This is a genomic window from Streptomyces sp. BE20 (assembly GCF_036322525.1).
GTDB lineage: Bacteria > Actinomycetota > Actinomycetes > Streptomycetales > Streptomycetaceae > Kitasatospora.
Window position 1 is genome coordinate 158,501 of sequence record NZ_JAQYWW010001060.1, and the last position, 26,976, is coordinate 185,476.

Annotated in this window: 23 protein-coding genes and 1 pseudogene; 17 read left to right on the forward strand and 7 right to left on the reverse strand. The window is 73.7% G+C overall.

Annotation, left to right across the window (positions count from 1 at the left end; translation table 11 throughout):
* Positions 1 to 6: 6 nt before the first annotated feature.
* Together PUR61_RS30160 and PUR61_RS30165 are read left to right on the forward strand one after the other, a co-directional pair.
* A complete protein-coding gene (locus PUR61_RS30160) occupies positions 7 to 759 on the forward strand; it encodes an ABC transporter ATP-binding protein (protein WP_329882682.1) in 753 nt (250 codons plus the stop codon).
* The gene (locus PUR61_RS30165) at positions 756 to 3,326 is read left to right on the forward strand and encodes an ABC transporter permease (RefSeq protein WP_329882659.1); all 2,571 of its coding nucleotides are present in this window, start codon (positions 756 to 758) and stop codon (positions 3,324 to 3,326) included. The genes PUR61_RS30160 and PUR61_RS30165 overlap by 4 nt, the downstream gene beginning before the upstream one ends.
* A gap of 80 nt (positions 3,327 to 3,406) precedes the next feature.
* Here the strand turns inward: PUR61_RS30165 and PUR61_RS30170 are convergent, their stop codons facing one another.
* Positions 3,407 to 3,688 (reverse strand): HPr family phosphocarrier protein, encoded by a 282-nt coding sequence (locus tag PUR61_RS30170; protein WP_329882660.1) that lies wholly within the window; start codon positions 3,686 to 3,688, stop codon positions 3,407 to 3,409.
* A gap of 355 nt (positions 3,689 to 4,043) precedes the next feature.
* Between PUR61_RS30170 and PUR61_RS30175 the strand changes: the two genes are divergently transcribed.
* The 4 genes from PUR61_RS30175 to PUR61_RS30190 all read left to right on the forward strand — a co-directional run bounded on the left by PUR61_RS30175 (position 4,044) and on the right by PUR61_RS30190 (position 9,543).
* Complete coding sequence (locus PUR61_RS30175) at positions 4,044 to 6,797, forward strand: bifunctional acetate--CoA ligase family protein/GNAT family N-acetyltransferase (protein WP_329882683.1); 2,754 nt, start codon at positions 4,044 to 4,046, stop codon at positions 6,795 to 6,797.
* A 93-nt stretch (positions 6,798 to 6,890) separates the two neighbouring features.
* Complete coding sequence (locus PUR61_RS30180; RefSeq protein ID WP_329882661.1) at positions 6,891 to 7,490, forward strand: DUF5998 family protein; 600 nt, start codon at positions 6,891 to 6,893, stop codon at positions 7,488 to 7,490.
* Between the two features lie 172 nt (positions 7,491 to 7,662).
* Positions 7,663 to 8,847: an alkaline phosphatase family protein gene (locus tag PUR61_RS30185; protein WP_329882662.1), complete on the forward strand. Its 1,185-nt coding sequence runs from the start codon at positions 7,663 to 7,665 to the stop codon at positions 8,845 to 8,847.
* 33 nt (positions 8,848 to 8,880) lie between these two features.
* Positions 8,881 to 9,543: a thymidine kinase gene (locus PUR61_RS30190; protein ID WP_329882663.1), complete on the forward strand. Its 663-nt coding sequence runs from the start codon at positions 8,881 to 8,883 to the stop codon at positions 9,541 to 9,543.
* A 52-nt stretch (positions 9,544 to 9,595) separates the two neighbouring features.
* Here the strand turns inward: PUR61_RS30190 and PUR61_RS30195 are convergent, their stop codons facing one another.
* Positions 9,596 to 10,354, reverse strand: a complete 759-nt coding sequence (locus PUR61_RS30195; RefSeq protein ID WP_329882664.1) for a VOC family protein — start codon at positions 10,352 to 10,354, stop codon at positions 9,596 to 9,598.
* A 153-nt stretch (positions 10,355 to 10,507) separates the two neighbouring features.
* On the opposite strand from PUR61_RS30195, the gene PUR61_RS30200 reads away from it, so the two are divergent.
* Entirely contained in the window at positions 10,508 to 11,368 is an 861-nt protein-coding gene (locus tag PUR61_RS30200; RefSeq protein WP_329882665.1) for a sulfurtransferase, read from the forward strand.
* Between the two features lie 127 nt (positions 11,369 to 11,495).
* On the opposite strand, the gene sepH is transcribed toward PUR61_RS30200, so the two are convergent.
* Positions 11,496 to 12,572 (reverse strand): septation protein SepH, encoded by a 1,077-nt coding sequence (sepH, locus tag PUR61_RS30205; RefSeq protein ID WP_329882666.1) that lies wholly within the window; start codon positions 12,570 to 12,572, stop codon positions 11,496 to 11,498.
* Between the two features lie 581 nt (positions 12,573 to 13,153).
* Here sepH and PUR61_RS30210 point away from each other — a divergent pair.
* Entirely contained in the window at positions 13,154 to 14,065 is a 912-nt protein-coding gene (locus PUR61_RS30210; protein WP_329882667.1) for a hypothetical protein, read from the forward strand.
* A gap of 45 nt (positions 14,066 to 14,110) precedes the next feature.
* On the opposite strand, the gene PUR61_RS30215 is transcribed toward PUR61_RS30210, so the two are convergent.
* Both PUR61_RS30215 and PUR61_RS30220 read right to left on the reverse strand, forming a co-directional pair.
* On the reverse strand, positions 14,111 to 15,433 hold the full coding sequence (locus tag PUR61_RS30215; RefSeq protein ID WP_329882668.1) for a D-arabinono-1,4-lactone oxidase: 1,323 nt from the start codon (positions 15,431 to 15,433) through the stop codon (positions 14,111 to 14,113).
* Between the two features lie 87 nt (positions 15,434 to 15,520).
* Positions 15,521 to 16,782, reverse strand: a pseudogene (locus tag PUR61_RS30220) (MFS transporter).
* Positions 16,783 to 16,911: 129 nt separating this feature from the next.
* Between PUR61_RS30220 and PUR61_RS30225 the strand changes: the two are divergent.
* Both PUR61_RS30225 and PUR61_RS30230 read left to right on the forward strand, forming a co-directional pair.
* Complete coding sequence (locus PUR61_RS30225) at positions 16,912 to 18,054, forward strand: ferrochelatase (RefSeq protein WP_329882670.1); 1,143 nt, start codon at positions 16,912 to 16,914, stop codon at positions 18,052 to 18,054.
* 19 nt (positions 18,055 to 18,073) lie between these two features.
* Complete coding sequence (locus PUR61_RS30230) at positions 18,074 to 18,907, forward strand: inositol monophosphatase family protein (RefSeq protein WP_329882671.1); 834 nt, start codon at positions 18,074 to 18,076, stop codon at positions 18,905 to 18,907.
* 201 nt (positions 18,908 to 19,108) lie between these two features.
* Here the strand turns inward: PUR61_RS30230 and PUR61_RS30235 are convergent, their stop codons facing one another.
* Positions 19,109 to 19,294 (reverse strand): hypothetical protein, encoded by a 186-nt coding sequence (locus tag PUR61_RS30235; protein WP_030301315.1) that lies wholly within the window; start codon positions 19,292 to 19,294, stop codon positions 19,109 to 19,111.
* Between the two features lie 452 nt (positions 19,295 to 19,746).
* On the opposite strand from PUR61_RS30235, the gene PUR61_RS30240 reads away from it, so the two are divergent.
* From PUR61_RS30240 to PUR61_RS30255, 4 genes are all read left to right on the forward strand, one after another.
* Positions 19,747 to 20,400, forward strand: coding sequence for a response regulator transcription factor (locus PUR61_RS30240; protein ID WP_329489897.1), 654 nt, complete (start codon positions 19,747 to 19,749; stop codon positions 20,398 to 20,400).
* A 67-nt stretch (positions 20,401 to 20,467) separates the two neighbouring features.
* Complete coding sequence (locus PUR61_RS30245) at positions 20,468 to 21,775, forward strand: sensor histidine kinase (protein ID WP_443034539.1); 1,308 nt, start codon at positions 20,468 to 20,470, stop codon at positions 21,773 to 21,775.
* A gap of 291 nt (positions 21,776 to 22,066) precedes the next feature.
* Complete coding sequence (locus PUR61_RS30250; protein WP_329882672.1) at positions 22,067 to 23,050, forward strand: acyl-ACP desaturase; 984 nt, start codon at positions 22,067 to 22,069, stop codon at positions 23,048 to 23,050.
* Between the two features lie 606 nt (positions 23,051 to 23,656).
* Positions 23,657 to 23,956 carry a DUF4193 domain-containing protein gene (locus PUR61_RS30255; RefSeq protein ID WP_327681335.1) on the forward strand — a complete coding sequence of 100 codons (300 nt, stop codon included), beginning with the start codon at positions 23,657 to 23,659 and terminating at the stop codon, positions 23,954 to 23,956.
* 266 nt (positions 23,957 to 24,222) lie between these two features.
* Here PUR61_RS30255 and PUR61_RS30260 read toward each other — a convergent pair whose 3' ends face one another.
* Complete coding sequence (locus PUR61_RS30260) at positions 24,223 to 24,672, reverse strand: DUF3093 domain-containing protein (protein WP_329882673.1); 450 nt, start codon at positions 24,670 to 24,672, stop codon at positions 24,223 to 24,225.
* 135 nt (positions 24,673 to 24,807) lie between these two features.
* Here PUR61_RS30260 and PUR61_RS30265 point away from each other — a divergent pair, with 135 nt between their 5' ends.
* From PUR61_RS30265 to PUR61_RS30275, 3 genes are all read left to right on the forward strand, one after another.
* Positions 24,808 to 25,386 carry a PaaI family thioesterase gene (locus PUR61_RS30265; RefSeq protein ID WP_329882685.1) on the forward strand — a complete coding sequence of 193 codons (579 nt, stop codon included), beginning with the start codon at positions 24,808 to 24,810 and terminating at the stop codon, positions 25,384 to 25,386.
* A complete protein-coding gene (gene dut, locus PUR61_RS30270; RefSeq protein WP_329882674.1) occupies positions 25,383 to 25,850 on the forward strand; it encodes a dUTP diphosphatase in 468 nt (155 codons plus the stop codon). Before PUR61_RS30265 ends, dut begins: the two co-directional genes overlap by 4 nt.
* A gap of 69 nt (positions 25,851 to 25,919) precedes the next feature.
* Positions 25,920 to 26,723: a DUF3710 domain-containing protein gene (locus PUR61_RS30275; RefSeq protein WP_329882675.1), complete on the forward strand. Its 804-nt coding sequence runs from the start codon at positions 25,920 to 25,922 to the stop codon at positions 26,721 to 26,723.
* The last annotated feature ends 253 nt before the right edge of the window (positions 26,724 to 26,976 follow it).

Sequence of the window (26,976 nt, forward strand, 5' to 3'; positions counted from 1 at the left end):
GACCGGATGGCGGCCCAGGTCTCCGAGGCGGTGAAGGTCTACGGCATCGGCCGGACGGAGGTCCGCGCCCTGGACCACGTGACGGTCGGGTTCCCGGCCGGCCGGCTCACCGCGATCATGGGCCCGTCCGGTTCCGGCAAGTCCACCCTGCTGCACTGCGCGGCAGGGCTGGACCGGCTGACCGCCGGCACCGCGATGATCGGCGACACCGAGCTGGACGGGCTGAGCGACCGCAAGCTGACGGTGCTGCGCCGGGAGCGGATCGGTTTCGTCTTCCAGTCCTTCAACCTGGTGCCGGTGCTGACGGCGCGGGAGAACATCACCCTGCCGGTCGACCTGGCCGGCGGGACGGTGGACGAGTCGTGGGTGGAGACGCTGATCGACGCGGTCGGTCTGCGTGACCGGCTGGGCCACCGGCCGACCGAGCTCTCCGGCGGGCAGCAGCAGCGGGTCGCGCTGGCCCGGGCGCTGGCCGGCCGCCCGGAGGTGGTCTTCGCGGACGAGCCGACCGGCAACCTGGACTCCCGTACCGGGGCCGAGGTGCTGGGCCTGATGCGCCGCGCGGTGGACGACATGGGCCAGACCGTGGTCATGGTCACCCACGACCCGACCGCCGCCGGCTACGCGGACGAGGTGCTCTTCCTCGCCGACGGCCGCCTGGTGGACCGGATGGAGCGGCCCACCCCGGACGGGGTGCTGGACCGGATGAAGGCCTTCGAGCGCGGCTCCGGCGCCGGCCGGGGAGGCGTCCGGTCATGAGCAGCACCACCGCCACCCTCAGGATCAGCCTGCGCTCGCTGGCGGCGCACAAACGGCGGCTGGCCGGGACGTTCACCGCGATCATGCTCGGGGTGAGCTTCCTGGCCGGGACGCTGGTTCTCGGCGACACCCTGCGCAACAGCTTCGACACGCTCTTCGCCGACGCCAACCGGGGCACCGACGCGGTGGTGCGCAGCGCCGACGTCATGGACACCGAGAACACCCCGGGCGGCGTCCGGGCCCCGGTGGACCTCGCGCTCGCCGACCGGCTGCGGTCGGTGCCCGGCGTCGCGGCGGCCGAGCCGGCCGTCCAGGGCTTCGGTCAGCTGATCGGCAGCAACGGCAAGGCGGTGGGCGGCCAGGGGCCGCCCACCCTGGCCGGCTACTGGCAGGCGGACAGCGGGCTGAACCCGTACCGGCTGGCCGAGGGCCGGGCGCCGGAGCAGCCGGGGGAGGCGGTGATCAACCGGGGCGCGGCCAAGGCAGGCGGTCTGGCAGTGGGCGATTCCACGCTGCTGCGCACCCCCGACCCGGTGACGGTGAGGATCGTCGGGATCGCGACCTTCGGCCCCGAGGCCGACGGCATGGGCCAGAACACCTACACCGGGCTGACGCTGGCGGACGCCGAGCGGTACCTGACGCCGAAGGGGCAGGGCCAGGCCAGCTCGATCCAGTTCCGGGCGGCGGGCGGTGTCTCCCAGCAGGAGCTGGTGACGGCGCTGTCCGCGAACCTGCCGTCCGGTCTGGAGGCGGTGACCGGGGCCAAGGTCACCCAGGAGGCCACCGACCAGGTGTCCAGCCGGTTCCTGACCATGTTCACCACGCTGCTGCTGGTGTTCGCGGGTATCGCGCTGCTGGTGGCGACCTTCACCATCTACAACACGTTCGCCATCGTGGTGGCGCAGCGGACGCGGGAGAACGCGCTGCTGCGGGCCCTGGGTGCGGCGCGCGGCCAGGTGCTGGCGGCGACCCTGGCGGAGGCGGTCGCGGTGGGCCTGGCGGCCTCGGTGGCCGGTCTGCTCGGCGGGATCGGTGTGGCGGCGGGGTTGAAGTCGCTGTTCAAGGTGATCGGGTTCAACCTGCCCACCGGCGGGCTGGTGATCAGCGCGGTCTCGGTGGTGCTGCCGCTGCTGGTGGGGACGGTGACGGCGGTCGGTTCGGCGGTGCTGCCGGCGGTCCGGGCCGGCCGGACGGCTCCGCTGGCCGCGATGCGCGCGGTGGCCGTGGACACCGCGGCGGCCGGCCGGGCCGGCCGGATCCGCTGGGCGGTCGGCTCGCTGCTGGTGGCGGCGGGTGTGGTCGGCACGGTGGTCGGTGCGACGAACGGGCCGTCGGTGGCGCTGACGGCGGGCGGTGCGCTGGGCACGCTGCTCGGTGTGGTGGTGCTGGGTCCGGTGTCCGCGACCTTCGTGGTGCGGGTGCTGGGTGCCCCGCTGCCGAGGCTGCGCGGGATGCCCGGCGTGCTGGCGGAGCGGAACGCGGCCCGCAACCCGAAGCGGACGGCGGCGACGGCCAGCGCGCTGATGGTCGGGGTCACGGTGGTGTCGCTGTTCACGGTCTTCGGTGCCTCGATCAAGGCCACGATGGACGACACGGTGAAGAAGACCTTCGCCGGGGACCTCGCGGTCTCGACCGGCGGGTTCCGCGGCGGCGGGCTGAGCCCGAAGCTGGCGGAGGCGATCGGCGGGCTGCCGGAGGTGCAGCAGAGCGTGGGGCTCGGCCGGGGCGTGGCCCGGGTGGACGGCCACGGCCGGACCCTGGACGTCACCGACCCGACGAAGCTGTCCGGCATCGTCGACCTCGGCCGGGTGGACGGTTCGCTCCAGCTGGGGACGGACGGCCTGGCGGTCTCCCGGACGGAGGCCGAGAAGCACGGCTGGCAGGTGGGTACGCAGGTCCCGGTGCGGTTCAGCGACGGCGCCGAGGCCCCGTTCACGGTGAAGGCGCTCTACCGGGGCGGCGAGCTGACCGGGGACTACCTGATCACCCGGGAGGCCTGGGCGCCGCACAAGGGCCAGGACGCGGACTCGCTGGTGGCGGTGGCGCTGCGTGACGGCGTCTCGCTCGCGGCGGGCAAGGCGGCGGTGACGAAGGCGGCGGAGCCGTTCGGCAACCCGTCGGTGCAGACCAGGTCCGAGTACGCGAAGAGTGCCGCCTCGGTGGTCGACATCATGCTCTCGGTGGTCTACGCGCTGCTGGCGCTGGCGGTGCTGATCGCGCTGCTGGGGATCGCCAACACGCTGACCCTGGCGGTGCACGAGCGGACCAGGGAACTGGGGCTGCTGCGCGCGGTCGGGCAGACCAGGAGCCAGCTGCGGGCGATGGTCCGCTGGGAGTCGGTGCTGGTGGCGCTGTTCGGCACGATCGGCGGGCTGGGCCTGGGGGCGTTCCTCGGCTGGGCGCTGGTGCGGGCGGCCGACACGGAGGGGACGGGCAGCTTCGCGGTGCCGCCGTTGCAGCTGTCGGTGGTGCTGGTCGCCGGGCTGGTGGCGGGCGCGGTGGCCGGGTTGCGGCCGGCCCGCCGGGCGGCCCGGCTGGACATCCTGCGGGCGATCGCGGCCGGCTGAGCGCGGGGGCGGACGCGCCGGAGCCCGGGCCCCCCGACCAACGGGGCCCGGGCTCCGGCGCGTGCGCGGAGGCGGTCGGCTCAGGCCGCGGCCGGCAGCTCGTCCAGGCCCTCCTGGACGAGCCGGGCCAGGCGGTCCAGGGCCTCGTCGGCGCCCTCGGCGTCGGAGGCCAGGACGACCTCCTCGCCGCCCTCGGCGCCAAGGCCGAGCAGGCCGAGCATGGAGGCGGCGTTGACCGGCTTGCCGCCGGGCTTGGCGATGGTGATCGGCACGCCGGTGGCGGTCACGGCCTTGACGAAGACGGAGGCGGGACGGGCGTGCAGGCCCTCGGCCCAACCGATGGTGACGCGGCGCTCAGCCATGAGACGTGCCTTTCCGGTAAAGCTGGTCATGGCCGTGATGGGGGAATCGACCATGTTGTCTAGACCAGTGTTGCATGCAGCCGACCCCTGCGAGGAGCTGCGTTCGGGACTTGTGATTGTTTCTTTCGGGGGCATAACCGGCGCATAACCCCCGGCCAACGGCCGTGTCCACCCTGCCTCGTGCGCACGCCCGGCGCCATTCGGCTCGCCGCCGGATAACCTGACGAATGTGGACGACTCCGCGGCACCGCCCCCCCAGCAGGACCAGCAGGACCAGCAGGACCGGCCGGGCGAGAAGGACCGGCAGCACGGCCGGCCCGCCGAGCCGGACTACCCCCAGCACTGGGAGGCGGACATCCTGCTGCGCGACGGCGGCACGGCCCGGATCCGGCCGATCGGCACCGCCGACGCCGGCCGCCTGGTCGAGTTCTACGAACAGGTCTCCGACCAGTCCAAGTACTTCCGCTTCTTCGCGCCCTACCCCCGGCTCTCCGACAAGGACGTCCGCCGCTTCACCCACCACGACTTCGTCAACCGGGTCGGCCTCGCCGTCGTCGTCCGCGACCGCTTCATCGCCACCGTCCGGTACGACCGGATCGACGCCGACGGCCGCCCCTCCGAGACCGGCACCGACGCCGAGGTGGCCTTCCTGGTCCAGGACGCCCACCAGGGCCGCGGCGTCGCCTCCGCCCTGCTGGAACACATCGCCGCGGTCGCCCAGGAGCGCGGCATCCGCCGCTTCCAGGCCGAGGTGCTGCCCGAGAACCGCAAGATGGTGAAGGTCTTCACCGACGCCGGTTACACCCAGCACCGCAGCTTCGCCGACGGCGTCGTCCACCTGGAGTTCGACCTCGAACCGACCGCTGCCTCGCTCGCCGTCATGCGGGCCCGCGAGCACCGCGCCGAGGCCCGGTCCGTCCAACGGCTGCTCACCCCGCGCTCGGTCGCGGTGATCGGCGCCTCCCGTAACCCGCAGACCGTCGGCCGGGCCCTGCTCCGCGACCTGCTGGCCGGTTCCGCCGACGAGGACCGGCCCGTCTACGCGGTCAACCGCAACGCCCCGCCCGGCACCGAGCTGGACGGCGTCCCGGTGCACCGCTCGATCCTGGACATCCCCGGGCCGGTCGACCTCGCGGTGATCGCCGTCCCCGTCTCCGCCGTCCCCGCGGCCGTCGCCGAGTGCGGCGCGCACGGCGTGCAGGGCCTGGTGGTGGTCACCGCCGGTTACGCCGAGACCGGCCCCGAGGGCCGCGACCGCCAGCGCGCCCTGGTCCGCCAGGCCCGCGCGGCCGGCATGCGGGTGATCGGCCCGAACGCCTTCGGCCTGATCTCCACCGACCCCGACCGCCCGCTGAACGCCTCGCTCGCCCCCGTCCTGCCCGGCCGGGGCGGCTTCGGCGTCTTCTGCCAGTCCGGCGCGATCGGCGTCGCCCTCCTGGAGTCCGCCCACCGGCGCGGCCTCGGCATCTCCTCCTTCGCCTCGGTCGGCAACCGCGCCGACGTCTCCGGCAACGACTTCCTCCAGTACTGGGCCGAGGACCCGTCCACCGACGTCGTCCTGCTCTACCTGGAGTCCTTCGGCAACCCTCGCAAGTTCACCCGGATCGCCCGCCGGCTCGCCCAGGCCAAGCCGGTGGTCGTGGTCAAGGGAGCCCGCCACACCGGCAGCCTCCCGCCCGGTCACGCCGTCCCGCCCACCGCCACCGGCCTGCGCGACGCCACCGTCGACGCGCTCTTCCAGCAGGCCGGCGTCACCCGGGTGGAGACCATCACCGAGCTGTACGACACCGGCGAACTGCTCGCCCTCCAGCCGCTGCCGCCCGGTGACCGGGTCGCCGTCGTCGGCAACTCCGACTCGCTCGGCCTGCTCACCCACGACGCCTGCCTCTCCGCGGGCCTGCGCCCGCGCACCCCCGTCGACCTCACCACCGCCGCCACCGGCGAGAACTTCCGGATCGCCCTGGACACCGCGTTGGACGACCCGGCGGTGGACGCGGTGATCGCCGTCGCCATCCCGCCGATCGGGACCTCCGCGCACGCGTTCATGGGCGGCCGGCTCACCGGCCCGGACGACCCCGAGGTCGGCTCCGACGACCCCGAGATCGCCGCCGCCCTGCTGGAGGCCGGTACCCGCGCCCGGGCCCTGGGCAAGCCGCTGCTCCTCGCCCACCTGGCGCTCACCGACCTGCCGTCCCGGCTGCGCCCCGGCGGCATCCCGGCCTACCCCGCACCGGAACGGGCCGTGCACGCGCTGGCCCACGCCGTCCACTACGCCGACTGGCGCCGCCGGATGGCCGAGGCCGAGGAGACCGCCCGGGTCCCCGAGCTCGACCGGATCGACGAGGCCGGCGCCCGCGGCCTGGTCGAGGCCGCGCTCTCCACCCGCGCCGCGATCGCCGCCCGCACCCAGCCCGGCGGAGCCCGGATCACCCTGCCCGACGCCGACACCGTCGCGCTGCTCGCCCGCTACGGCATCGACGTCTCGCCGACGCTGCCCGCCCCCGACGAGGAGACCGCCGTGCGGGCCGCCGCTACCCTCGGCTACCCCGTCGCCCTCAAGGCCACCGCGCCGCACCTGCGCCACCGCCCCGACCTCGGCAGCGTCCGGCTGGACCTGACCGGCGAAGCCGGGCTGCGCCGTGCGCACCGGGAGCTGGACGCCCTGCTCGGCGGCGCCGCCGAGGCCGCGCTGGTGGTGCAGCGGCTCGCCCCGCGCGGGGTGGACACCGTGATCGGGGCCACCGTCGACTCGGCGGTCGGCGCGATCCTCTCCTTCGGCCTGGCCGGTGCCCCCGCCGAACTCCTGGGCGACGTCGCCCACAGGCTGGTTCCGGCCACCGACCAGGACGTCGCCGGGCTGGTCCGCGAGGTCCGCGCGGCCCCGCTGCTGTTCGGCTGGCGCGGCGCCGAGGCGGTCGACACCGGCGCTCTGGAGGAGCTGCTGCTGCGGGTGTCCCGGCTGGTCGACGACCTGCCGGAGGTCGCCTCGGTGGATCTCGAACCGGTGGTCGTCGCCCCGCACGGGCTGGCGATCCTGGGGGCGCGCGTGCGGATCGCGCCCCTGCCGGTCCGCAGTGATCTGGGTCCGCGCGCGATGAGCACGCTGTAACCTTCCTTGGTTGCGTCCGGACCGCGGGCGCCGTTGTCCGAAGCTCGGCGCCGTGCCGCCCGCTTCGTCGGCGGACCATGCCAGGATGGAGTTATGGCGAAGACCGGTACCACCACCACGCAGGACCTGCGCTCGGCGATCGAACGCAGCGGCTACTACCCGGCCCTGGTGTCCGAGGCGGTGGAGTCCGCGGTGGGCCCCGAGCCGATCAGCTCCTACCTGGTGCACCAGGAGACCACGTTCGACGCCAACGAGGTCCGCCGGCACGTCACGGTGCTGGTCCTCACCTCGACGCGGTTCGTGGTGAGCCACACCGACGAGCAGTCCGGTGACGCGACCACCCCCGCCGTCCCGTACGCGACGACCTCCACCGAGAGCGTCCGGCTGGACCGGATCAACTCCGTCGTGGTGAGCCGGATGGTCGCCAACCCGGAGACCTACACCCCGGGCACCCTCCCGCGCGAGGTCGTGCTCACCATCGGCTGGGGCGCCGTCCAGCGCCTCGACCTCGAACCGGCCGGCTGTTCCGACCCCAACTGCGAGGCGGACCACGGCTACACCGGTTCGGCCACGGCCGACGACCTGTCCCTGCGGGTCAGCGAGGCCGGCGACGGCCCGGAGACGGTCGCCCAGGCGCTGGTCTTCGCCCGCGCGCTCTCCGAGGCGACGACCGGCGGCGGCCCCCGGGTCTGAACCCGGTTCCCGCCCGACCCCCGCCCGCCCGACCCGAAGGACCGATCGCCACCGGACCGACCCGTACACCGGACCGATCCCCGCCTGACCGACCCGTACCGACGCACGCCCGGACGCGGCCCCGCCACCGCGCCCGTGACGCACCGGCCAGCCAGGAAGCCACCCCCGCCACATGCCCTTCGCCCCCGACGACTACGACGCCTTCGAGCTCCTCGACCCGGCCGCCGCCCCCGCGCCCCCCTACGGCAGCGGCTCGCTCTGCGACCTGCTGCCCTCGGTGGCGGCCGGCCTCGGCGTCCCGGGCTTCACCGCGACGCTGCCGATCGCGCCCGCCGACCGCGTGGTGGTCTTCCTGGTCGACGGCCTCGGCTGGGAGCTGCTGCTGCGCCACCCCGAGTACGCGCCGTTCCTCTCCTCGCTGACCTCCGGCTCGCTCGGCGGCACCGGTCGCCCGCTGACCGCCGGCTTCCCCTCCACCACCGCCACCTCGCTGGCCTCGGTGGGCACCGGCACCCCGCCCGGTCTGCACGGCCTGGTCGGCTACACGGTGGCCGTCCCCGGCGCCGGGCACCTGATGAACCAGCTCCGCTGGCAGCCGCCGACCGACCCGGCGGCCTGGCAGCCGTACCCGACCGTCTTCCAGCAGACCCACGCCGCCGGGGTGGCCACCGCCCAGGTGTCGTCCCCGCTGTTCGCCCAGACGCCGCTGACCAGGGTGGCGCTCTCCGGCGGCACCTTCCACGGCCGTACCACCGGCGAGGAGCGGATGGACCTGGCCGCCGCCTGGCTGGCCGAGCACGACCGCGCGCTGGTCTACACCTACGTCAGCGAACTGGACGGCGCGGGGCACCGCTTCGGCGTGGACTCCGACGAGTGGCGGATGACCCTGGACGCGGTCGACCGGCTCGCCCGGCGGCTCGCCGAACAGCTGCCGCCGCGCTCGGCGATGTACGTCACGGCCGACCACGGCATGATCGACATCGCCCCCGAGGACCGCATCGACTTCGACGAGGACTGGGAGCTCGGCGCCGGGGTCGCCCTGCTCGGCGGCGAGGGGCGGGCCCGGCACGTCTACGCGGTCCCCGGCGCGGCCGCGGACGTCCACACGGTCTGGAGCGAGGTGCTCGGCGACCGGATGTGGGTGGCCACCCGCGACCAGGCGATCGCCGCCGGCTGGTTCGGCCCCGCGGTGGACGACCGGGTCTACCACCGGATCGGCGACGTGGTCGCCGCCGCCCGGGACGACATCGCGATCACCGCCTCCCGCAACGAGCCCGGCGAGTCCGCGATGATCGGCCTGCACGGCTCGATGACCCCGGTCGAGCAGTTCGTGCCGCTGCTCGAAGTCCGCAGCTGAACTCCCCCGATCCGAAAGGCCTCTGCACCACCCATGGCTGAACTGGTGTTCTTCTCGGGCACGATGGACTGCGGCAAGTCGACGCTCGCGCTCCAGATGGACCACAACCACGCCGCCCGCGGTCGGCAGGGGATCATCCTCACCCGTAACGACCGGGCCGGAAAGGCCACCATCTCCAGCCGCCTCGGCCTGCGCGCCGACGCGGTCGAGGTGGCCGACGGCTTCGACTTCCACGCGCACGTCGTGCAGCGGCTCTCGGCCGGCGGTCGGGTCGACTACCTGATCTGTGACGAGGCCCAGTTCTTCGCCGCCGAGCAGGTCGACCAGCTCGCCCGGGTGGTCGACGAACTCGACATCGACGTCTACACGTTCGGCATCACCACCGACTTCCGCACCCGGCTCTTCCCCGGGTCGCAGCGGCTGATCGAGCTGGCCGACCGGGTCGAGGTGCTCCAGGTCGAGGCGCTCTGCTGGTGCGGTGCCCGCGCCACCCACAACGCCCGGACCGTCGGCGGCGTGATGGTGGTCGAGGGCGCCCAGGTCGTGATCGGCGACATCTCGGTCCGCGACGACGAGGTCGGCTACGAGGTACTCTGCCGCCGCCACCACCGCCGCCGGCTCACCGCCGCCACCGCCCGGGCCTCCGTCCTCTCCCCGGACGTCCTCCCCTTCGAGGAGCAGCAGCCCACGCTCTGAGGCACACGGACCGACAGGTCCGCGGTCAGGTCACGTCAGGCCCCGGGTCGGGTCAGGTCAGGCCCCGGGCTTCGAGCACCGAGAAGTGCCCGCCGCGCGGGTCGGCCAGCCGGGCCGCCCGGCCGCGCACCGTCTCCTGCGGCGGGACCAGCACCCGGCCGCCCAGCTCCGCCGCCCGGCGGGCCGTCAAGTCGACGTCCTGCACGGCGAAATGGGACCGCCAGCGCGGCGGGTGGCCGCGCAGCTCGTCGCCGCGGCGGATCCCGGCCACCGGCCGGCCGCCCACCAGCAGCGCCGACCCGCCCTCGGCCGCCGCCGCCGACACCCCGAGCACCGCACGGTAGAAGGCCGCCGCCCCGTCCGCGTCCGGGGTGAGCAGTTCCGCCCAGGCCGGGCCGCCCGGCTCGGGCCCGGTCTCCCGGCCCGGGTGCTCCTCGCCCTGCCAGAGCCCGAAGACCGCGCCGGAGACGTCGGAGGCGATCGCCAGCCGCCCGGCCCGCTCGGCCTGCAGCGGTCCGACCGCGACCGTCCCGCCGCACTCCCGCACCGACTGGGTCGCCCGGTCGGCGTCGTCCACCGCGAAGTACGTGGTCCACTGCACGGGGAAGCCCGTCACCGAGGACTCCCCGAGGCCGGCCACCGACTCCCCGCCGAGCCGGGCCCGGACGTACTCGCCGAGCGGGCCGGGGCCCGGCGCGAAGTCCCAGCCGAGCAGTTCGCCGTAGAACGCCCGGGAGCCGGGTAGGTCGTCGGTCATCAGGCTGACCCAGCACGGGGTGCCCTGGGCCAGCCGGAGTGTCACCGCGGGCATGACAGTCTCCTCACGGGCGGTAGGCGCACGAAACGGCGCAGTGAGGGTGATGCTTCCACCGTGGCGTGCATCGAACCCTCGGGCCGCGCGGAAAGTCCGGCAAAGACCGGACAAAGAGCACCGGCCAGGTCGCGCTGCGCCAGAATGGCCGCCATGACGACCCATCACGATGATTCCCCGCTGGTCTCGGTGACCGACCTGCGGGCGGCGCTCGACTCCGCGCACCCGCCGGTTCTGCTCGACGTGCGCTGGCAGCTCGGCGGCCCGCCCGGCATCGACGACTACTCGGCGGGCCACCTGCCCGGCGCCCACTTCGTGTCCCTGGACACGGATCTCGCCGCCCCGGCCGGCCCGCCCGGTCGCGGTGGCCGTCACCCGTTGCCCGACCCGGAGGCGTTCGGCGCCGCCCTGCGGGGCTTCGGCGTCAGCGCCGACCGCCCGGTGGTGCTGTACGACGGTGCGACCTCGCTGGCCGCGGCCCGCGCCTGGTGGCTGCTGCGCTGGGCCGGCCACCCGGACGTCCGCGTCCTGGACGGCGGTTTCGCGGCCTGGCAGGAGGCCGGCCTGCCGGTGACCACCGAGGTGCCGCCCGCCGGGGAGGGCGACTTCAAGGCGGTCCCGGGGCAGTTGCCGACGGTCGACGCGGACGGCGCCGCCGTCTGGGCCCGTGAGGGTCTGCTGCTGGACGCCCGGGCGGGGGAGCGCTACCGCGGCGAGACCGAGCCGATCGACCCGCGTGCCGGGCACATCCCGGGTGCGGTCTCGGCGCCGACCACCGAGAACGTCGGGTCGGACGGCCGCTTCCTGGCGCCCGCCGAACTCGCCGCCCGGTTCCGGGCGCTGGGAGCGGGGGAGCGGGGGACGGCCGTCTACTGCGGCTCCGGGGTGACCGCCGCGCACCAGATCCTGGCGCTGGCGGTGGCCGGCCTGCCGGCCGCCCTCTACCCGGGCTCCTGGAGCGAGTGGTCCGGTGACGAGACCCGGCCGGTCGCGGTCACCGACCAGCCGGGCTGATCCCGGGCCCGGCCGACGCCACCCCGTGACAGGTGACGGGTGACGGGTGACGGGTGACGGGTGACGGGTGACGAAGGGGCGGGAGGCCACGGCCTCCCGCCCCTTCGTCACACCGTCGTGCCCGGTGTCACTCCTGCTTCTTGCGCCGGCTGCCGAAGACGATCTCGTCCCAGCTCGGCACGGTGGCCCGGCGCCCGGGCCGGACGCCGTCCGCCTCGGCCTGCCGGTCGGTGGTGCCGACCAGTCGCTCCCGGTGCGGCGCGACCGCGCGCGGCATCAGGATGTCCGCGTACGCGGAGCCCGCGCCGACCGCCGGAGCGGCGGCCGCCGGTTCCTCGGCCTCCTCGGCGACCTCGGCGGGCATCGGCTCGACCGGCGGCGGGGCGCCCACGGCGAGGTCGCCCCGGAACGCCGGGACGACGTCCAGCAGGCTGGTCAGCGAGTCCCTGGCCTCGGCCGTCGCCTCGCGGGACTCGCGCACCTCGCGGGACGACATGATCCGGTCCGCGGAGGGACGGTCGATCATCGGCCGCAGCGGCCGGTCGTGGGGGAGCCGGGCGATCCGCGGGATGAACGGGAAGACCGACTCCTCCTCGCGCTCGACGTTCTCGCCGATCAGCGCGCGGGCCTCGTCGTCGTTGGGCTGCACCAGGCGCCGGGGCGGGTCGTACGTCCAGGCCGCGCTGCGGCCCTCGCCGTCGGCCCGGTAGGAGAGGATGACCTCCCACGTACCGTCGTCGCGGCGCCAGGAGTCCCAGCGCTCGGTGTCCTTCTCCGCGCCGCGCAGCGCCAGCCGCTCGGCCACCGCCTCGCCCAGCTGGGGGCCGGAGGACTCGCCGTGCCGGCGGATCGCGGTCTTCCGGGCCCGCTCGGCCATGAAGGCGCGCTCGGCCAGGACGGGACCCTCGAAGCGTCGGACGCGGTCGACGGAGATGCCGGCCGCCTGCGCGACCTCCTCGGCGGAGGCACCGGCTCGTATCCGGGCCTGGATGTCCCGAGGACGGAGGTGGCTCTCCACCTCGATCTCGATCTGGCCGAGACGCGGACGGTCACCACGGATGGCGGCACGAAGCCGCTCGTCGATGGGAAGGGTGTACTCCGTGCTGTCGGCGGCCTTGAGCACCAGCCGTGTGCCGTCGTTGCTGACGGCCACAACCCGCAGTTCGGGCACGGTTACCTCCCGGGTGGTGCCTGCCGACGTCACCTGCGTCGCTGCTCCCGTACTGAGTGTGGCCTGCCCGCTCGCGACTGGCCACAACCTTGCTGAGTTCCCCGGCGTGTCGGGCTTACGCCCGGTCACGCCGCTGTGGCACGGTTGCCTTTTTGCCACGCCATCCGTCGACGTCGCGCCTGGGTGTCCCGGCCGTTCTCGCACGCGCAGTGAACGCGACGATCCGGGACGGGCGTCGCCGTGCGTGTCTGCACCGTGGCTCCTTGTCGGCTTCCCTGTTGATGGGTAGTCGACAAGTCGACCCAAGGCTCAGGCTTTACGAACAGTACTCCATTCGTGGCAACCAGAGGGGCGGCTCGCCGCTCAAGTCTCCCGCGATTCACGGGAATCTCAAGAGCGCACGACCTCAATGGCCGAGGATCACCCGGTGAACGGTGATCATCTTCACATATATCTCCCGCACAGAACCGCATTTTCGACCCTTGTGTCCTTCTTTGGGCAAGATGGAGTGACTTGTTCGAAAGACAGTCGTACTGACTTGAGGGATGTCGATGCCGCAGGAGAAGCCCGCCGGGGAGGACGGCAAGGAAGGTCGCAGGCGAATTGATCTGAGTGTGGCTCAGGTCGTGGCGAGTGCGCTGGCCACGGTGGTGGGGGCGCTGCTCGCGTCCGAACTCGGGGTCTACGGAACCATTCTGGGCGCGGCCGTGGTGAGTGTCGGCGCGACCACCGGCGGTGCGGTGTTCCAGCACGTTTTCAAAAGGACCGGCGAACAGCTGCGGGAGGCGGTGGACCGCACCGCCGCGCCGGGCCAGTTGGCGAACGGGCTGCGGCAGGCGACCGGACCGCAACCGGTGCCGGGGGTCTCCACCACCCCGTCCTCGACCCGGTCTTCCGAGCCGCCCTCCGCGGAGTGGAACGCCCCGCGCGTGGTCCGGGCGCGTCGGCGCTGGACGTGGAAGTCGTACGCGACGGTCTCCGCGCTGGTCTTCACGCTCGCGATGGTGCCGATACTCGCGTTCGAGCTCGCCACCGGGCAGCCGGTGTCCGCGACGGTGAAGGGCGGGTCGGGTACCGGCACCTCGCTGGGCGGCACGGTCGAGCGGAAGCCACCGGCCCCGTCGGACGGCGGGCCGTCGGGTGGCGGACCCTCCTCCGTCCCCTCGCCCGTGCCGTCTCCCGGTGCGACCGGCGGGCCGGGGGCCTCGCCCTCGGCGGGCAAGGGCGGCGGCACCTCGGAACGCCCGAGCCCGGGAACGAGTCCGAGCGCGGGCACCGGGACGTCCGGCGCCGCCGCGTCCCCCTCGGCCGGCTCCACGCCGGACCCGGGCGGGAGTCCGGGCGCGACGCCCTCCGCCCGCCCCTCCGGCGAGTCGTCCGCGCCGTCCGGGGGCGGGGCCTCCGCCGGTCCGTCCGGCGGTGCGACGCCGAAGCCCCCGGCCCCGGGTACCGCGGTCGTCCCGCCGGCGGCCACCGCCCCGGCGGCTCCGGATCCGCAGCAGCAGCCGGGCGGGTCGGGTCAGTAGGGCCGGCCGAGACGGCCGAGGCAGGCGGGTCGGGCGGGGAAGCGGCTAGGCCCCCAGCACCCGGCGGAGGTGGTCGTTGCCGAACCGGCGGTCCGGGTCGACCTCGTCCCGCAGCGCGGTGAAGTCCGCGAACCGGGGGTAGGCCCCGGCGAGGTACTCGGCGTCCCGGGTGTGCAGCTTGCCCCAGTGCGGCCGCCCCCGGTGGGCGGTCATGAGCTGCTCGACGGCCGTGAAGTAGCCCTGTTCGGCGGTGCCCCGGTAGAGGTGGACGGCGATGTAGGCGGTGTCCCGGCCGTGGGCGGTGGAGAGCCAGAGGTCGTCGGCGGGCGCGAACCGCACCTCGACCGGGAAGCTGATCCGCCAGTCCGACCGTTCGACCATCGCCCTCAGCTCGCGCAGGACGTCGCCGACCGCCTCACGCGGCACCGCGTACTCCATCTCGGTGAACCGGACCGTGCGGGGGCTGGTGAACACCCGGTACGCGGTGTCGGTGTAGCTCCGGTCCGACCAGGCACGGCTGGCCACCGCGGCGATGGCGGGCACCGCGGCGGGGAACCGGCGGCCGACCCGGCAGGCCCCCTCCCAGACGGTGTTGGAGAGGAAGTCGTCCTCCAGCCACTCCTTGAACCGGGGCAGCGGTGCGGCCGGCCCCTGGCTGCGGTTGTTCCGCTTGGTCGAGCAGCGGGACGTGTGCGGGAACCAGTAGAACTCGAAGTGCTCGTTGACGGCGGTCAGGTCGTCCAGCCGCTCCAGTACCTCGTCGAAGCCCATCGGCTGCTCGTGGGCGGTGAGGAGGAAGGCCGGTTCCACCGCGAAGGTGAGCGCGGTGATCACACCGAGCGCGCCGAGGCCGAGCCGGGCACCCTCGAAGAGCCGCGCGTTCTCGGTGGGGGAGCACCGCCGGATGCTGCCGTCGGCGAGCACGATCTCCAGCCCGCGGAGCTGGGCGGCGAGCGAGGCGGAGTCCCGGCCGGTGCCGTGGGTGCCGGTACTGGTGGCGCCGGCCGCGGTCTGCACCTCGATGTCGCCCATGTTGGTGAGCGAGAGGCCGGCGGCGGCGAGCACCCGGTTGAGCCGGTGCAGCGGGAGCCCGGCCTCGACGGTGACCGTGCCGTTCTCCCGGTCGACGCCCCGGACGGCGGTCATCGCGTGCGGGCGGACCAGGACGCCGTCCCCGGCGGAGGCGATCGAGGTGAAGGAGTGGCCGGAGCCGACCGCCTTGACCGTCCGGCCCCCGTCGGCGGCGCGCAGGATCTCCTTGGCCAGTTCCTCCGCCGTCCCGGGGGTGACCGCCCGGGCCGGGTGGGCGCTCTGGTTGCCCGCCCAGTTGGTCCAGCGGGTACGGGTTGCGGTCCTGGCCTGGGGCATTGCGGCGCCTCCTGCTCCGTGGCCGAGCGGCGTCGGCGCACCTGGGTCCCTACCCGCGGGTAGCCCACGGGTAGGGAGGAGGGTAAGTCAGCTCACCGTTCGAGGTCTACGGTCTTGGCGGCGGGCTGCGCGGCCTCCAGTGCGGCCAGGCCGGTCCGCAGCCGTCCCGTCCCGATCAGCGCGGCGACCACGCCGAACGCCCCGGCGGTCAACGGCACCCAGTATCCGGCGGCCGCCCCGGCCGCGTCGACCACCCAGCCGCCGGCCGAGGAACCGGTCGCGACACCGAGGGCGAGCCCCGTGGTCGTCCAGGTCATGCCCTCGGTCAGCTGGGCCGGCGGGACCAGGCGCTCGACCAGTGCCATCGCGGTGATCAGGGTGGGGGAGATGGCGATGCCCGCGATCAGCAGCGCGCCGCCGACCGCCACCAGTCCACCGACCCCGCTCACCGACTCGGCGATCAGCAGCAGCGGCACCATGCTGACCGCCATGAACACCACCCCGCCGAGGAAGCGGCCGGCCATGGAGCCGGTCAGCTTCAGCGTCCCGAACACCACCCCGGCCAGGCAGGAGCCGAAGGCCCACAGCGCCAGGATCACGCTGGAGATCGCCGTGTGCCCCTGCGCCTTCGCGTAGGCGACGGTGACCACCTCGACCGAGCCGAAGATCGCGCCGGTCGCCACGAAGGTCAGGATCAGCACCTGGAGGCCGCGGTTGCGGATCACCGGTGTGCCGGTGTGCCGGGCGGAGGGGTGGACGGGCGGCTCGGTGCTCCGCTGGGCGGCGAACAGCACCACGCCCACCGCGAGGAAGACCCCGGCGAGCAGCACGCCCGCCTCCGGGAACACAGAGGTGGCCAGGGTCACGGCGAGGATCGGGCCCACGATGAAGCAGACCTCGTCGACCACCGCCTCGAACGAGTACGCGGTGTGCAGCCTCGGCGCCTGGTCCCGGTACAGGTGCGCCCAGCGGGCCCGGACCATCGCCCCGGCGCTCGGCATCACGCCCATCCCGGCCGCGAACACGAAGAGCGTCCAGGCCGGAGCCCCCAGCCGCGCGCAGATCAGCAGCCCGACGGCGGCGGCGACGGTGATCGCGGTGGCGGGCATCAGGATCCGGCGCTGTCCGTGCCGGTCCACCAGCCGGGAGACCTGAGGCCCCAGGACCGCCGCGGACACCGCCATCGTGGCCGACACGAGGCCGGCCACACCGAAGGAGCCTCTGAGCTCGGAGAGCATCGTGACGATGCCGATCCCCGTCATGGAGATCGGCAGCCGGGCTATGAATCCGGTGGACGAGAAGGCCAGACTGCCGGGTGCGGCGAAGATCTGGCGGTAGCTGGACAGCACGGGAGCTCCGCAGGGGGTAAGGAACGAGACCGGTAAGGACAGCCTACGAACCTTGGCAAACTGGATTTTTCCGGGCACAGGGGCGGTCCCGACCCAGGCGGTCCGTCCCGCAGTGGCAGGATCGGTGCCATGTCCGACGCGCGCAACACCTCCCTCACCGGCGCCGCCCCGTACGACGCGCTGCTGCTGCTCTCCTTCGGCGGGCCCGAGGCCCCCGAGGACGTCGTCCCGTTCCTGGAGAACGTCACCCGGGGCCGCGGCATCCCGAAGGAACGCCTGCGGGAGGTGGGCAAGCACTACTTCCTGTTCGGCGGCGTGAGTCCGATCAACGAGCAGAACCGCGAGCTGCTGGCCGCGCTGCGCAAGGACTTCGCCGAGCACGGCCTCGACCTGCCGGTCTACTGGGGCAACCGGAACTGGGCGCCCTACCTGGTCGACACCCTGCGCGAGGCGGTCGCCGACGGGCACCGCCGGATCGCCGTCCTCGCCACCAGCGCCTACGCCGGGTACTCCGGCTGCCGCCAGTACCGGGAGAACCTCGCCGACGCGCTGGCCGCGCTCGCTGCCGAGGGCCTGCCCGTGCCGGCCGTCGACATGCTGCGCCACTTCTACAACCACCCCGGCTTCGTCGAGCCGATGATCGACGCCACCCTGGACGCCCTGACCCGGCTCCCCGAGGACGTCCGGGACGGCGCCCGGCTGGCGTTCACCACCCACTCGATCCCGGACACCATGGCCGGGAGCTCCGGCGCCCCGGACGACCCGGCCCGCGGTCGCCCCGGCGGCGCGTACGTCGCCCAGCACCTGGACGTGGCCCGGCTGGTCGCCACCGCCGTCGCCGAGCGGACCGGCGTCCGGGACCGGCCCTGGGACCTGGTCTTCCAGAGCCGCAGCGGCGCCCCGCACACCCCGTGGCTGGAACCGGACATCTGCGACCACCTGGAGGCCCGGCACGCCGAGGGCGACCCGGCCGTGGTGATGGTCCCGATCGGCTTCGTCTCCGACCACATGGAGGTCAAGTACGACCTCGACACCGAGGCGGCGGCCAAGGCCGCCGAACTCGGCCTGCCGGTCGCCCGGGCCGCCACCGTCGGCGCCGACCCCCGGTTCACCGCGGCCGTCCGCGAACTCGTCCTGGAGCGGGCCGCCGCCGAGCGCGGCGAGCCGGTGACCCGCCGCGCCCTCGGCACGCTCGGCCCCGGCCACGACGTCTGCGCGGTCGCCTGCTGCCCCAACCCGCGCGCCCCCCGCCCGGCCGCCGCCGAGCGCTGACCCCTCCGAGGAGACCTTCGTGACCAGCCCCGCCGTTCCCGGAACCGCCGCGTCCGACCCGGCCCTGCTCGACGAGCTGCTCGACGTCGCCCTGGACGCCGCCCGGCGGGCGGGCGCCCTGCTGCTCGACGGCCGGCCCGCCGACCTGGGCGTGGCCGGGACCAAGAGCAGCCCGGTCGACGTGGTCACCGAGATGGACCTGGCCTCCGAGAAGCTCGTCCTGGAACTGATCGCCGAACGCCGCCCCAGGGACGGCTACCTGGGCGAGGAGGGCGCCGAGCGGGCCGGCACCAGCGGCGTGCGCTGGGTCGTCGACCCGCTCGACGGCACCGTGAACTACCTCTACGGACTGCCGTCCTGGGCGGTCAGCGTGGCCGCCGAGCTGGACGGGCGGGCGGTGGTCGGCGTGGTCCTCGCACCGGCCCGGGGCGAGCTGTTCCAGGCCGTGCTGGGCCGCGGCGCGCAGCTGGACGGCCGGCCGATCGGGGCCCGTCCGGCGCCCCCGTGGGGCCAGGCCCTGATCGCCACCGGCTTCAACTACGTCCAGCCGGTCCGGGTCCGGCAGGCCGAGGTGCTGCTGGCCCTGATGCCCGAGGTGCGCGACATCCGCCGGGGCGGCGCCGCCGCGGTGGACCTCTGTGACGTCGCCGCCGGCCGGCTGGACGGCTACTACGAGCGCGGGCTGGCCCCCTGGGACCGGGCCGCCGGCTGCCTGATCGCCGCCGAGGCCGGTGCGCTGGTCGGCGGCCGACCCGGCCACGGGCCGGACGGAGCGCTGACGGTGGCCGCCGCGCCCGGCGTCTACGAGCCCCTCCAGGAGCGCCTCGCCGCCCTGCGGGCCTGGGCCGACTGACCCGCTCCCGGGCGCGGCCGGCCAGGGAGGGCGTGCCGCGCCCGCTCCGGCCGCGCTCCGGCTGGGCCCGCTCCGGCTGGGCCCGCGGCCGTGCCGGGACAGCGAAGAGCCCTGGCATACGGGGGATGCCAGGGCCTGGGTTTTCGCACGACCCCCTCAGGGCCGCTGGTGCCGGGGAACCGGCGTCGGGTCGGTGGTCGGTCAGGCGGCGGTGCGGTGCCGTTCCAGCACCGTGTCCACGCCGTGTTCGGCGGCGAGCCGGCGGAGGTCGTCCAGCTCGGACTGTTCCACCTCGGCCAGGAATTCGTCCCCGGCTTCGATCGCGCGGTGCAGATCCTGCTCGGCGTTGGCGATGCGCTGCAGGATTCCGGCGGTGAAGGCGTCCATACGGGCCCCCTTACTGTGTCGGACGTGCACGGTCGTGCGTCCCCCGCCCCGAGGTCGTGGTGGCCAGCGGAAGCGTCCGAGCCGGGCAGTGAAGTCTCCGGTCGGGCGCGGAGACGGCCCTCGGCCGCTCCCGTGACGCCCCAGCCCCAGGGCCGGCGCGGATGAACGCACGGCGGGTGGGTGCGATCGGCCTACAGCCAGATCGCGGGTGTGCAGCTGTCCTCCCCGCCCCCGGGACGGGGAAACCTCCCCACGCGAGAAAGTTGCCCGCGTCACAGTCCAATCGGAGTGGTGGACACCCGAACCGTCACCGGACCGTTGCCCGGCGGCCGGCCGCCGCTGCCTCCGGGGCAGCTTATCGCTGCTTTACCGCAGGACCAGGCAGGATGGGGGGCACCGTCGGAGCCGTGCGTCCGCTTTTCCGGGGCCGGCCTGGAGAAGGGACAACGACCGTGCGGGTTCTCGTCGTCGAGGACGAGCAGCTGCTCGCCGAGGCAGTCGCCACAGGTCTGCGCCGCGAGGCGATGGCCGTCGACGTGGTGTACGACGGGGAGGCCGCGCTCCAGCGCATCGCGGTCAACGACTACGACGTGGTCGTGCTCGACCGGGACCTTCCGCTGGTCCACGGTGACGACGTCTGCCGCAGCGTGGTCGACCAGGGCCTGGCCACCAGGGTGATCATGCTGACCGCCTCCGGTGACATCAGCGACCGCGTCGAAGGGCTGGAGATCGGAGCGGACGACTACCTTCCGAAGCCGTTCGCCTTCAGCGAACTCGTCGCCCGGGTCCGGGCGCTGGGCCGCCGTGCGACCGTCCCGCTGCCCCCCGTCCTGGAACGGGCCGGCATCTCGGTCGACCCCGGCCGCCGCGAGGTGATCCGCGACGGGCGGCCCGTCCAGCTGGCCCCCAAGGAGTTCGCCGTCCTGGAGGTCCTGATGCGGGCCGGCGGAGCCGTCGTCTCCGCCGAGCAGCTGCTCGAAAAGGCATGGGACGAGCACACCGACCCGTTCACCAACGTCGTGCGCGTCACCGTGATGACGCTGCGCCGCAAGCTCGGCGACCCGCCGGTGATCGTCACCGTGCCGGGCTCCGGCTACCGGATCTGACCGTACCGGCCCCCGCGGCCGGCCCCATCGCGCCCGCCGCCCCGGCGGACGCTCCGAGAGGACCATCATGACCACCCCGCCCACGGCCGGCGGGCCCTCCGGCGCGCCCGCCGGCGGGCGCGCCGCAGGACCCAGGGCCGTGCCGCCGAAGCCCGTGCACCCGCCGCGCGCCCCCCGGTTGCACCAGCCGCAGGACACCTACGTGCCCGGTGACGGCATGCTCGCCTGGCTGCCGTTCCGCCCCACCATCCGGATCCGGCTGACCCTGCTCTACGGCGGGATGTTCCTGATGGCCGGCGTGGTCCTGCTGATGCTCATGTACTTCTTCCTCCGCCAGGCCCTGCACGACGTCGCGCCGCCGCCCTTCATCTTCGAGAAGGGCACCACCGTCAACGGCGTGGTGATGACCCCCGAGCAGTTCAACCAGTTCCTCGTGAAGCGGCACGAGGCCGCCTCCAGCGCGGCCCTCAACACCCTGCTGCGCAAGTCCCTCACCGTGCTGGTCTGCCTCGCCGTGATCGCCTTCGCGGCCGGCTACGCGATGGCCGGCCGGGTGCTGCGCCCGCTGGGCCGGATCACCCGCACCGCCCGCGAGGTCGCCTCCTCCGACCTGCACCGGCGGATCGAGCTGGACGGGCCGGACGACGAGCTCAAGGAGCTGGCCGACACTTTCGACGACATGCTCGACCGCCTCGACCACTCCTTCGACTCCCAGCGACGCTTCGTCGCCAACGCCTCGCACGAGCTGCGCACCCCGCTGGCGATCAACCGGACCCTGCTGGAGGTCCAGCTCTCCGACCCCGACGCCTCGAACGACCTTCAGCAGCTCGGCAAGACCCTGCTCGCCACCAACGAGCGCAGCGAGCAGTTGGTGGAGGGCCTCCTGCTGCTCGCCCGCAGCGACAACGAGCTGACCGACCGCCGTCCGGTGGAATTCTCCGAGGTGGCCACCAGGGCGCTGGAGCAGACCCGGGCCGAGGCCGGCAACCGCGAGGTCGAGCTGCGCGCCACGCTCCACCCGGCGACGGTCGCCGGGAACGGGGTGCTGCTGGAGCGGATCGCGCTCAACCTGCTGCAGAACGCCGTCCGCTACAACTCCGCCGGCGGGTGGGTCGAGATCACCACCGCCCCGGTGCCCGGCGGCGGCGAGCTCGTGGTCTCCAACACCGGCCCGGTCGTCCCCGGGTACGAGCTGGAGCACATCTTCGAACCGTTCCGCCGGGTGAAGGGGGCCGACCGGACCCGCAGCGACAAGGGCGTCGGCCTCGGACTCTCGATCGTCCGCTCGGTGGTCCGCGCGCACCACGGCACCATCGAGGCCACCCCGCGTTCCGGCGGCGGTCTCACGATGCGCGTGCGCATCCCCGGCGTCTGAGCCGCACCACCGGGCGCGCCGGGAGCGTCCGAGGGCCCTCCCGGCCCCGTCAGGGCCCTCCTGGCCCCTCTGTGGTCCGTACCGGCCGTCCGTGCCGCCCGGCCTCCGCGCCCCGACCGTTAGCCGCCCCCGTCAGGCTGTCAAGAAGACATAAGCCCTGGCGGGGGCGGCTTGTCTTTTCCGGCCCGAGCAACTTACGGTGTCGTAACCTACGCAACCGTAAGTGCGTATCCGACGCGCCCGTCCCAACGCGCCCGTCCCGCGCGTGCCCGTCCCCCAGGAGTCAGACTCGTGACCATCGCCCCCGTGCAGCGCAGCGCCTCGCTCGGTTCGAGCACCTGGACCGACGCCCGGCTGATCCTGGCCCTCGAAGAGGTCGTCGAGAAGGAACTCGACCGCCACCTGAAGGTCGCCAAGGAGTGGATGCCCCACGAGTTCGTCCCGTGGAGCCAGGGCCGCGACTTCGACGGCGTCCTCGGCGGCGAGGCCTGGGAGCTCGGCCAGTCCAAGGTGACCCCGCTCGGCCGGGTCGCGCTGGTGGTCAACCTGCTCACCGAGGACAACCTCCCGAGCTACCACCACGAGATCGCGACCATGTTCGGCCGCGAGGGCGCGTGGGGTGCCTGGGTGCACCGCTGGACCGCGGAGGAGGGCCGGCACGGGATAGCGATCCGTGACTACCTGCTCACCACCCGGGCCGTCGACCCGGTCGAGCTGGAGCGGGCCCGGATGGTGCACATGTCGGAGGGCTTCGAGTCCGACAACGCGCACAGCATGCTGCAGTCGGTCGCCTACGTGGCCTTCCAGGAGCTCGCGACCCGCATCTCGCACCGCAACACCGGCCACTTCGCCGGCGACCCGCTCTGCGAGCAGCTGCTCGCGAAGATCGCCAACGACGAGAACCTGCACATGGTCTTCTACCGGAACCTGCTGAAGGCCGCCCTGGAGATCGCCCCCGACCAGGCCATGCGGGCCATCGCCGACGTGGTGACCGACTTCCGGATGCCGGGCCACGGGATCCCCGGCTTCGAGCGTGCCGCCGCCCAGATCGCCATCGGCGGCGTCTACAACCTGCGGATCCACCTCGACGACGTGCTGCAGCCGGTGCTGCGCCACCTCAAGGTCATGGAGGTGGGCGGTCTCGGTCCGGAGGGCGCGCGGGCCCAGGAGGAGCTCGGCCTCTTCCTCGCCGGGCTGGACGCCCAGGCGACCAAGTTCGACGAGCGGCAGGCCGCGCTGCAGGCCCGCCGGGCAGCCCGCAAGGCCGCCGGGTAGCCGGCGCCCGCGCCCACCCCCCCGGCCGGAGCGGCCGGGGGTCCGACGGGAGCGGGGAGCGGGGAGCGGCCCTCCGCGCGGCCTCCCGACCGCCCGGAGGGCACTGTGCCGGACACGAACTCGGGGGCCGGAAGGTCACGGACCGGGTCGCTCCGGATGGGCGGATTTTCCACGTTTTGCCCGGGAAGATTCAGAACGTGACCAAGCTCACACCGTGTCGCTGCGCGATGCGGGACGACCTCGGAGCGTGATCATGCCCGCGGCGTCGCCGATTGCTTTCCGTGAGCGGATCGATGATCGACTCCGACGCGGAGGATTGACCCGCATCCCTGGTGGGCAAGGGAATTCGCAGGCGCCGCACGGGCTTTTCATCACTCTCCGTGTCCGCCGCGCGGGCGTTCCGGCGGCGTGGCGATGGCCCAGCGTGAGGCCCCTCGCGCCCGAGTCGATCACCCCAACGGACCCCCGGCTGAGTGTCGATTGAGTAACAGGGCTTGAAGTAAGGCAAAATCTCCGCCTCGGGTCGGGCACAAGACCGACCCCCCATGCGTTACGTGCGCTGGAGATACCGCACACACCGCACAACCCGGAGGGGGAGAGCGAAATATGGCTACCGACTACGACACCCCACGCAAGACCGACGACGAGCTCAACGAGGACAGCATCGAGGAGCTCAAGGCTCGGCGGAACGACAAGGGCGGAAGCTCTGTCGACGTCGACGAGTTCGAAGCTGCCGAGGGCATGGAGCTCCCCGGCGCGGACCTCTCGAACGAGGAGCTCTCCGTCAGGGTGCTGCCTCGGCAGGCCGACGAGTTCACCTGCATGAGCTGCTTCCTGGTCCACCACCGTAGCCAGCTGTACAGCGAGAAGAACGGCAACCCGATCTGCCGGGACTGCGGCGCCTGAGGACCAGGGCGGCCATGACTCGGGCCTCGCGATTTCAGCGAGACCGGTACAACGCCCCTTCCGGCCCCGGGCAGCGGGGCCGGACGGCAGCTCCGGCGGTCGCCGTGGCGGACGCACCAGTCATACGGTCATACGGAGATACAGAGGGACGGTCCCGCGAAGGCGGAACCGTCCCTCTCCGTTTTTCTGTTGTCCGCGTCCCGGCGGGGTCCGCTCGGCGGCCCCGTCCCTGGTGCGGCCCCGGTGCGGCCCCGGTGCGGCCCCGGTCAGGCGCGGGCGCCCCGGCGGGCCTCGTCCAGGGCCTCGGCCAGCTTCATCGGGGAGCGGGTCGACAGGTAGAGGTACGGCGTCGGGTCGGCCGGATCGGTCACCTCGACCCGCAGCGCCGTCGGAACGTAGCTGCGCAGCAGCATGAACGCCCGCGGATCGGCCTTCGGCCCGCGCCAGGCCACGGCCTCGGCCGGGCTGAGCGGGTGGGCGGCGCCGAGGGCGTCCACCGGGATCCGGGCCGGGCCGGCCACCAGGGATCCCTGGACCACCCGGATCCGGGCCGAGCCGTAACTGCTGATCGCGGCCGCACCGGCGGCGATGCCGACCACCAGTCCGACCAGCGCGCCCACCGCGCTGATTCGCAGCAGGGTCAGCGCGAGCGTGAGGCCGATCGCGACCGGGAACAACCACCAGGAGCGCGGCGCGGTGAGGCGTTCGTCGTACATGCCCCCATTGTGGGCGCCGCAACGGCCGGCCCTGGACGGCACCCCCGGTCCCGGCCCGCCTACCGGTCGGTAGGGTGGGGCGGCGTGACCGGTTCGATAGCCCCCACCTCCCCCTCCGTCCCGTCGGCGCCGGCCGTGCCGCGGTCGCCGACCACGCCGCCGCCGGAGGCCGTCCTCCCCGAGCGCGCCCCGGAGGCCCCCGCCCCGGGCACCCGGCTCGGCTCGCACTACGAACACTGCTTCGGCTGCGGCCCCCGGCACCCCACGGGCCTGCGGATCGACGCGGTGGCCGGTGAGGGCCTGGACGTCACCGGCGAGTTCACCATCCGTTCCGAGCACCAGGGCGGCCCGGGTCTGGCCCACGGCGGCCTGCTGACCACCGCCATGGACGAGATCCTCGGCTCGCTCAACTGGCTGCTGCACGCCCCCGGCGTCACCGGCCGGCTGGAGACCGACTTCCTCGCCCCGGTACCGGTGGACACCCGGCTGCACCTCCGCGCCTGGGTCACCGGCGTCCACGGTCGGAAGGTCTACAGCGCCGCCGAGGGCCGGATCGGCGGACCGGACGGACCGGTCGCCGTGCGCGCGCAGGCACTCTTCATCCAGGTGAAGCTGGAACACTTCACCAAGCACGGTCGTCCGGAGGACATCGAGAAGGTCCTCGACGACCCTGACCTGATGCAGCGCGCCCGAGCCTTTGAGGTGAACCCTTGACCAGCACCCCCCGCCCGCCCCTGGACGTCCTGATCCGGCGGATCGACGCCGAGCTGCCGCTGCCCGCGTACGCGCAGCCCGGCGACGCGGGAGCCGACCTGCGGACCACCGTCGACGCGGAGTTGGCCCCCGGCGAGCGGGCCGTGCTTCCCACCGGTGTCGCCATTGCGCTGCCCGACGGTTACGCGGCGTTCGTCCACCCCCGGTCCGGCCTGGCAGCTCGTTGCGGTGTTGCTCTGGTGAACGCCCCAGGGACGGTCGATGCCGGGTACCGTGGAGAGATCAAGGTGATCGTCGTCAATCTGGACCCGCGCGAGGGGGTCAGCTTCCGCCGAGGGGACCGGATCGCCCAGCTGGTCATCCAGCAGGTCGAGAAGGCCCGCTTCCACGAGGTGGCCGAGCTGCCGGGGTCGGCACGCGCCGAGGGCGGGTTCGGGTCGACCGGCGGCCACGCCGCGGTCTAGGCTGCCCGCGGCCTCGCAGGAAGCCGAGCAGGTATTCGCATCGGTCTTGGACCGGGAAGGACAGTGACCGTGTTCCGTCGTCGCCAGAAGAGCGAGGACGCTGTCGAGCAGCTCGCCGACGACGCCATCAGCGCCGACGAGACGGCCGATGACGTCGAAGGTTCCGCCGAGAGCGAGAACGTGACCGACCTGGATCCGACGGACCGCGTCGGGCTGCCGCCGGCCCCGCGTCCGGAGGGGCCGTGGGACCACTCCGAGCTGGAGGATCCCGAAGAGGGCCGGGTGGACCTCGGGGGCCTGCTGGTCCCCGGTGTCGAGGGCATGGAGCTCCGGGTCGAGGTGGCCGGCGAGTCGATCGTCGCTGCCACGCTCGTCCTCGGCAACAGCGCCATCCAGCTCCAGGCCTTCGCGGCCCCCAAGTCCGAGGGCATCTGGGGCGAGGTCCGCGAGGAGATCGCCACCGGCATCACCTCGCAGGGCGGCGTGGTCGAGGAGGAGGAGGGCCCGCTGGGCTGGCACCTCCGCGCACAGGTCCCCGTCCAGCTGCCGGACGGCACGCAGGGTGTCCAGCTGGTGCGCTTCGTCGGCTGTGACGGACCGCGCTGGTTCCTGCGCGGCGTGATCTCCGGCCAGGCCGCGGTGCAGCCCGAGGTGGGCGGCATCCTGGAGCAGGTCTTCCGGCAGACCGTCGTCGTCCGCGGCGAGGGCCCGATGGCGCCCCGCGACCCGATCGTGCTGAAGCTGCCCGAGGACGCGCAGATGGTCGCCGACGGCGGCGGCGCGGTCACGGGCGCCGGTGAGGGCGACACCCGCTACACCGGCACCTCGCTCGACCCGTTCGCCCGCGGCCCGGAGATCACCGAGGTCCGCTGAGCACCGCGATCGCCCCCGTCCGGACCGCCGGACGGGGGCGATTTGCATGTGACGGGCCGATCCCCGTACAGTTCCGGAGTCGCCGCGAAAGAGCGGGGACAAGCAGGAAAGCAAATCGGATGAATGAAACTCCGGAAAACGGAGCGGAAAACGTCTGGTAAGCTGGAAACACGAAAGAACGAAGCGCCCGGAGGGCCGGTGTGAAAGCCGCCTGAAGGAAGTGTCCGTTCCTTGAGAACTCAACAGCGTGCCA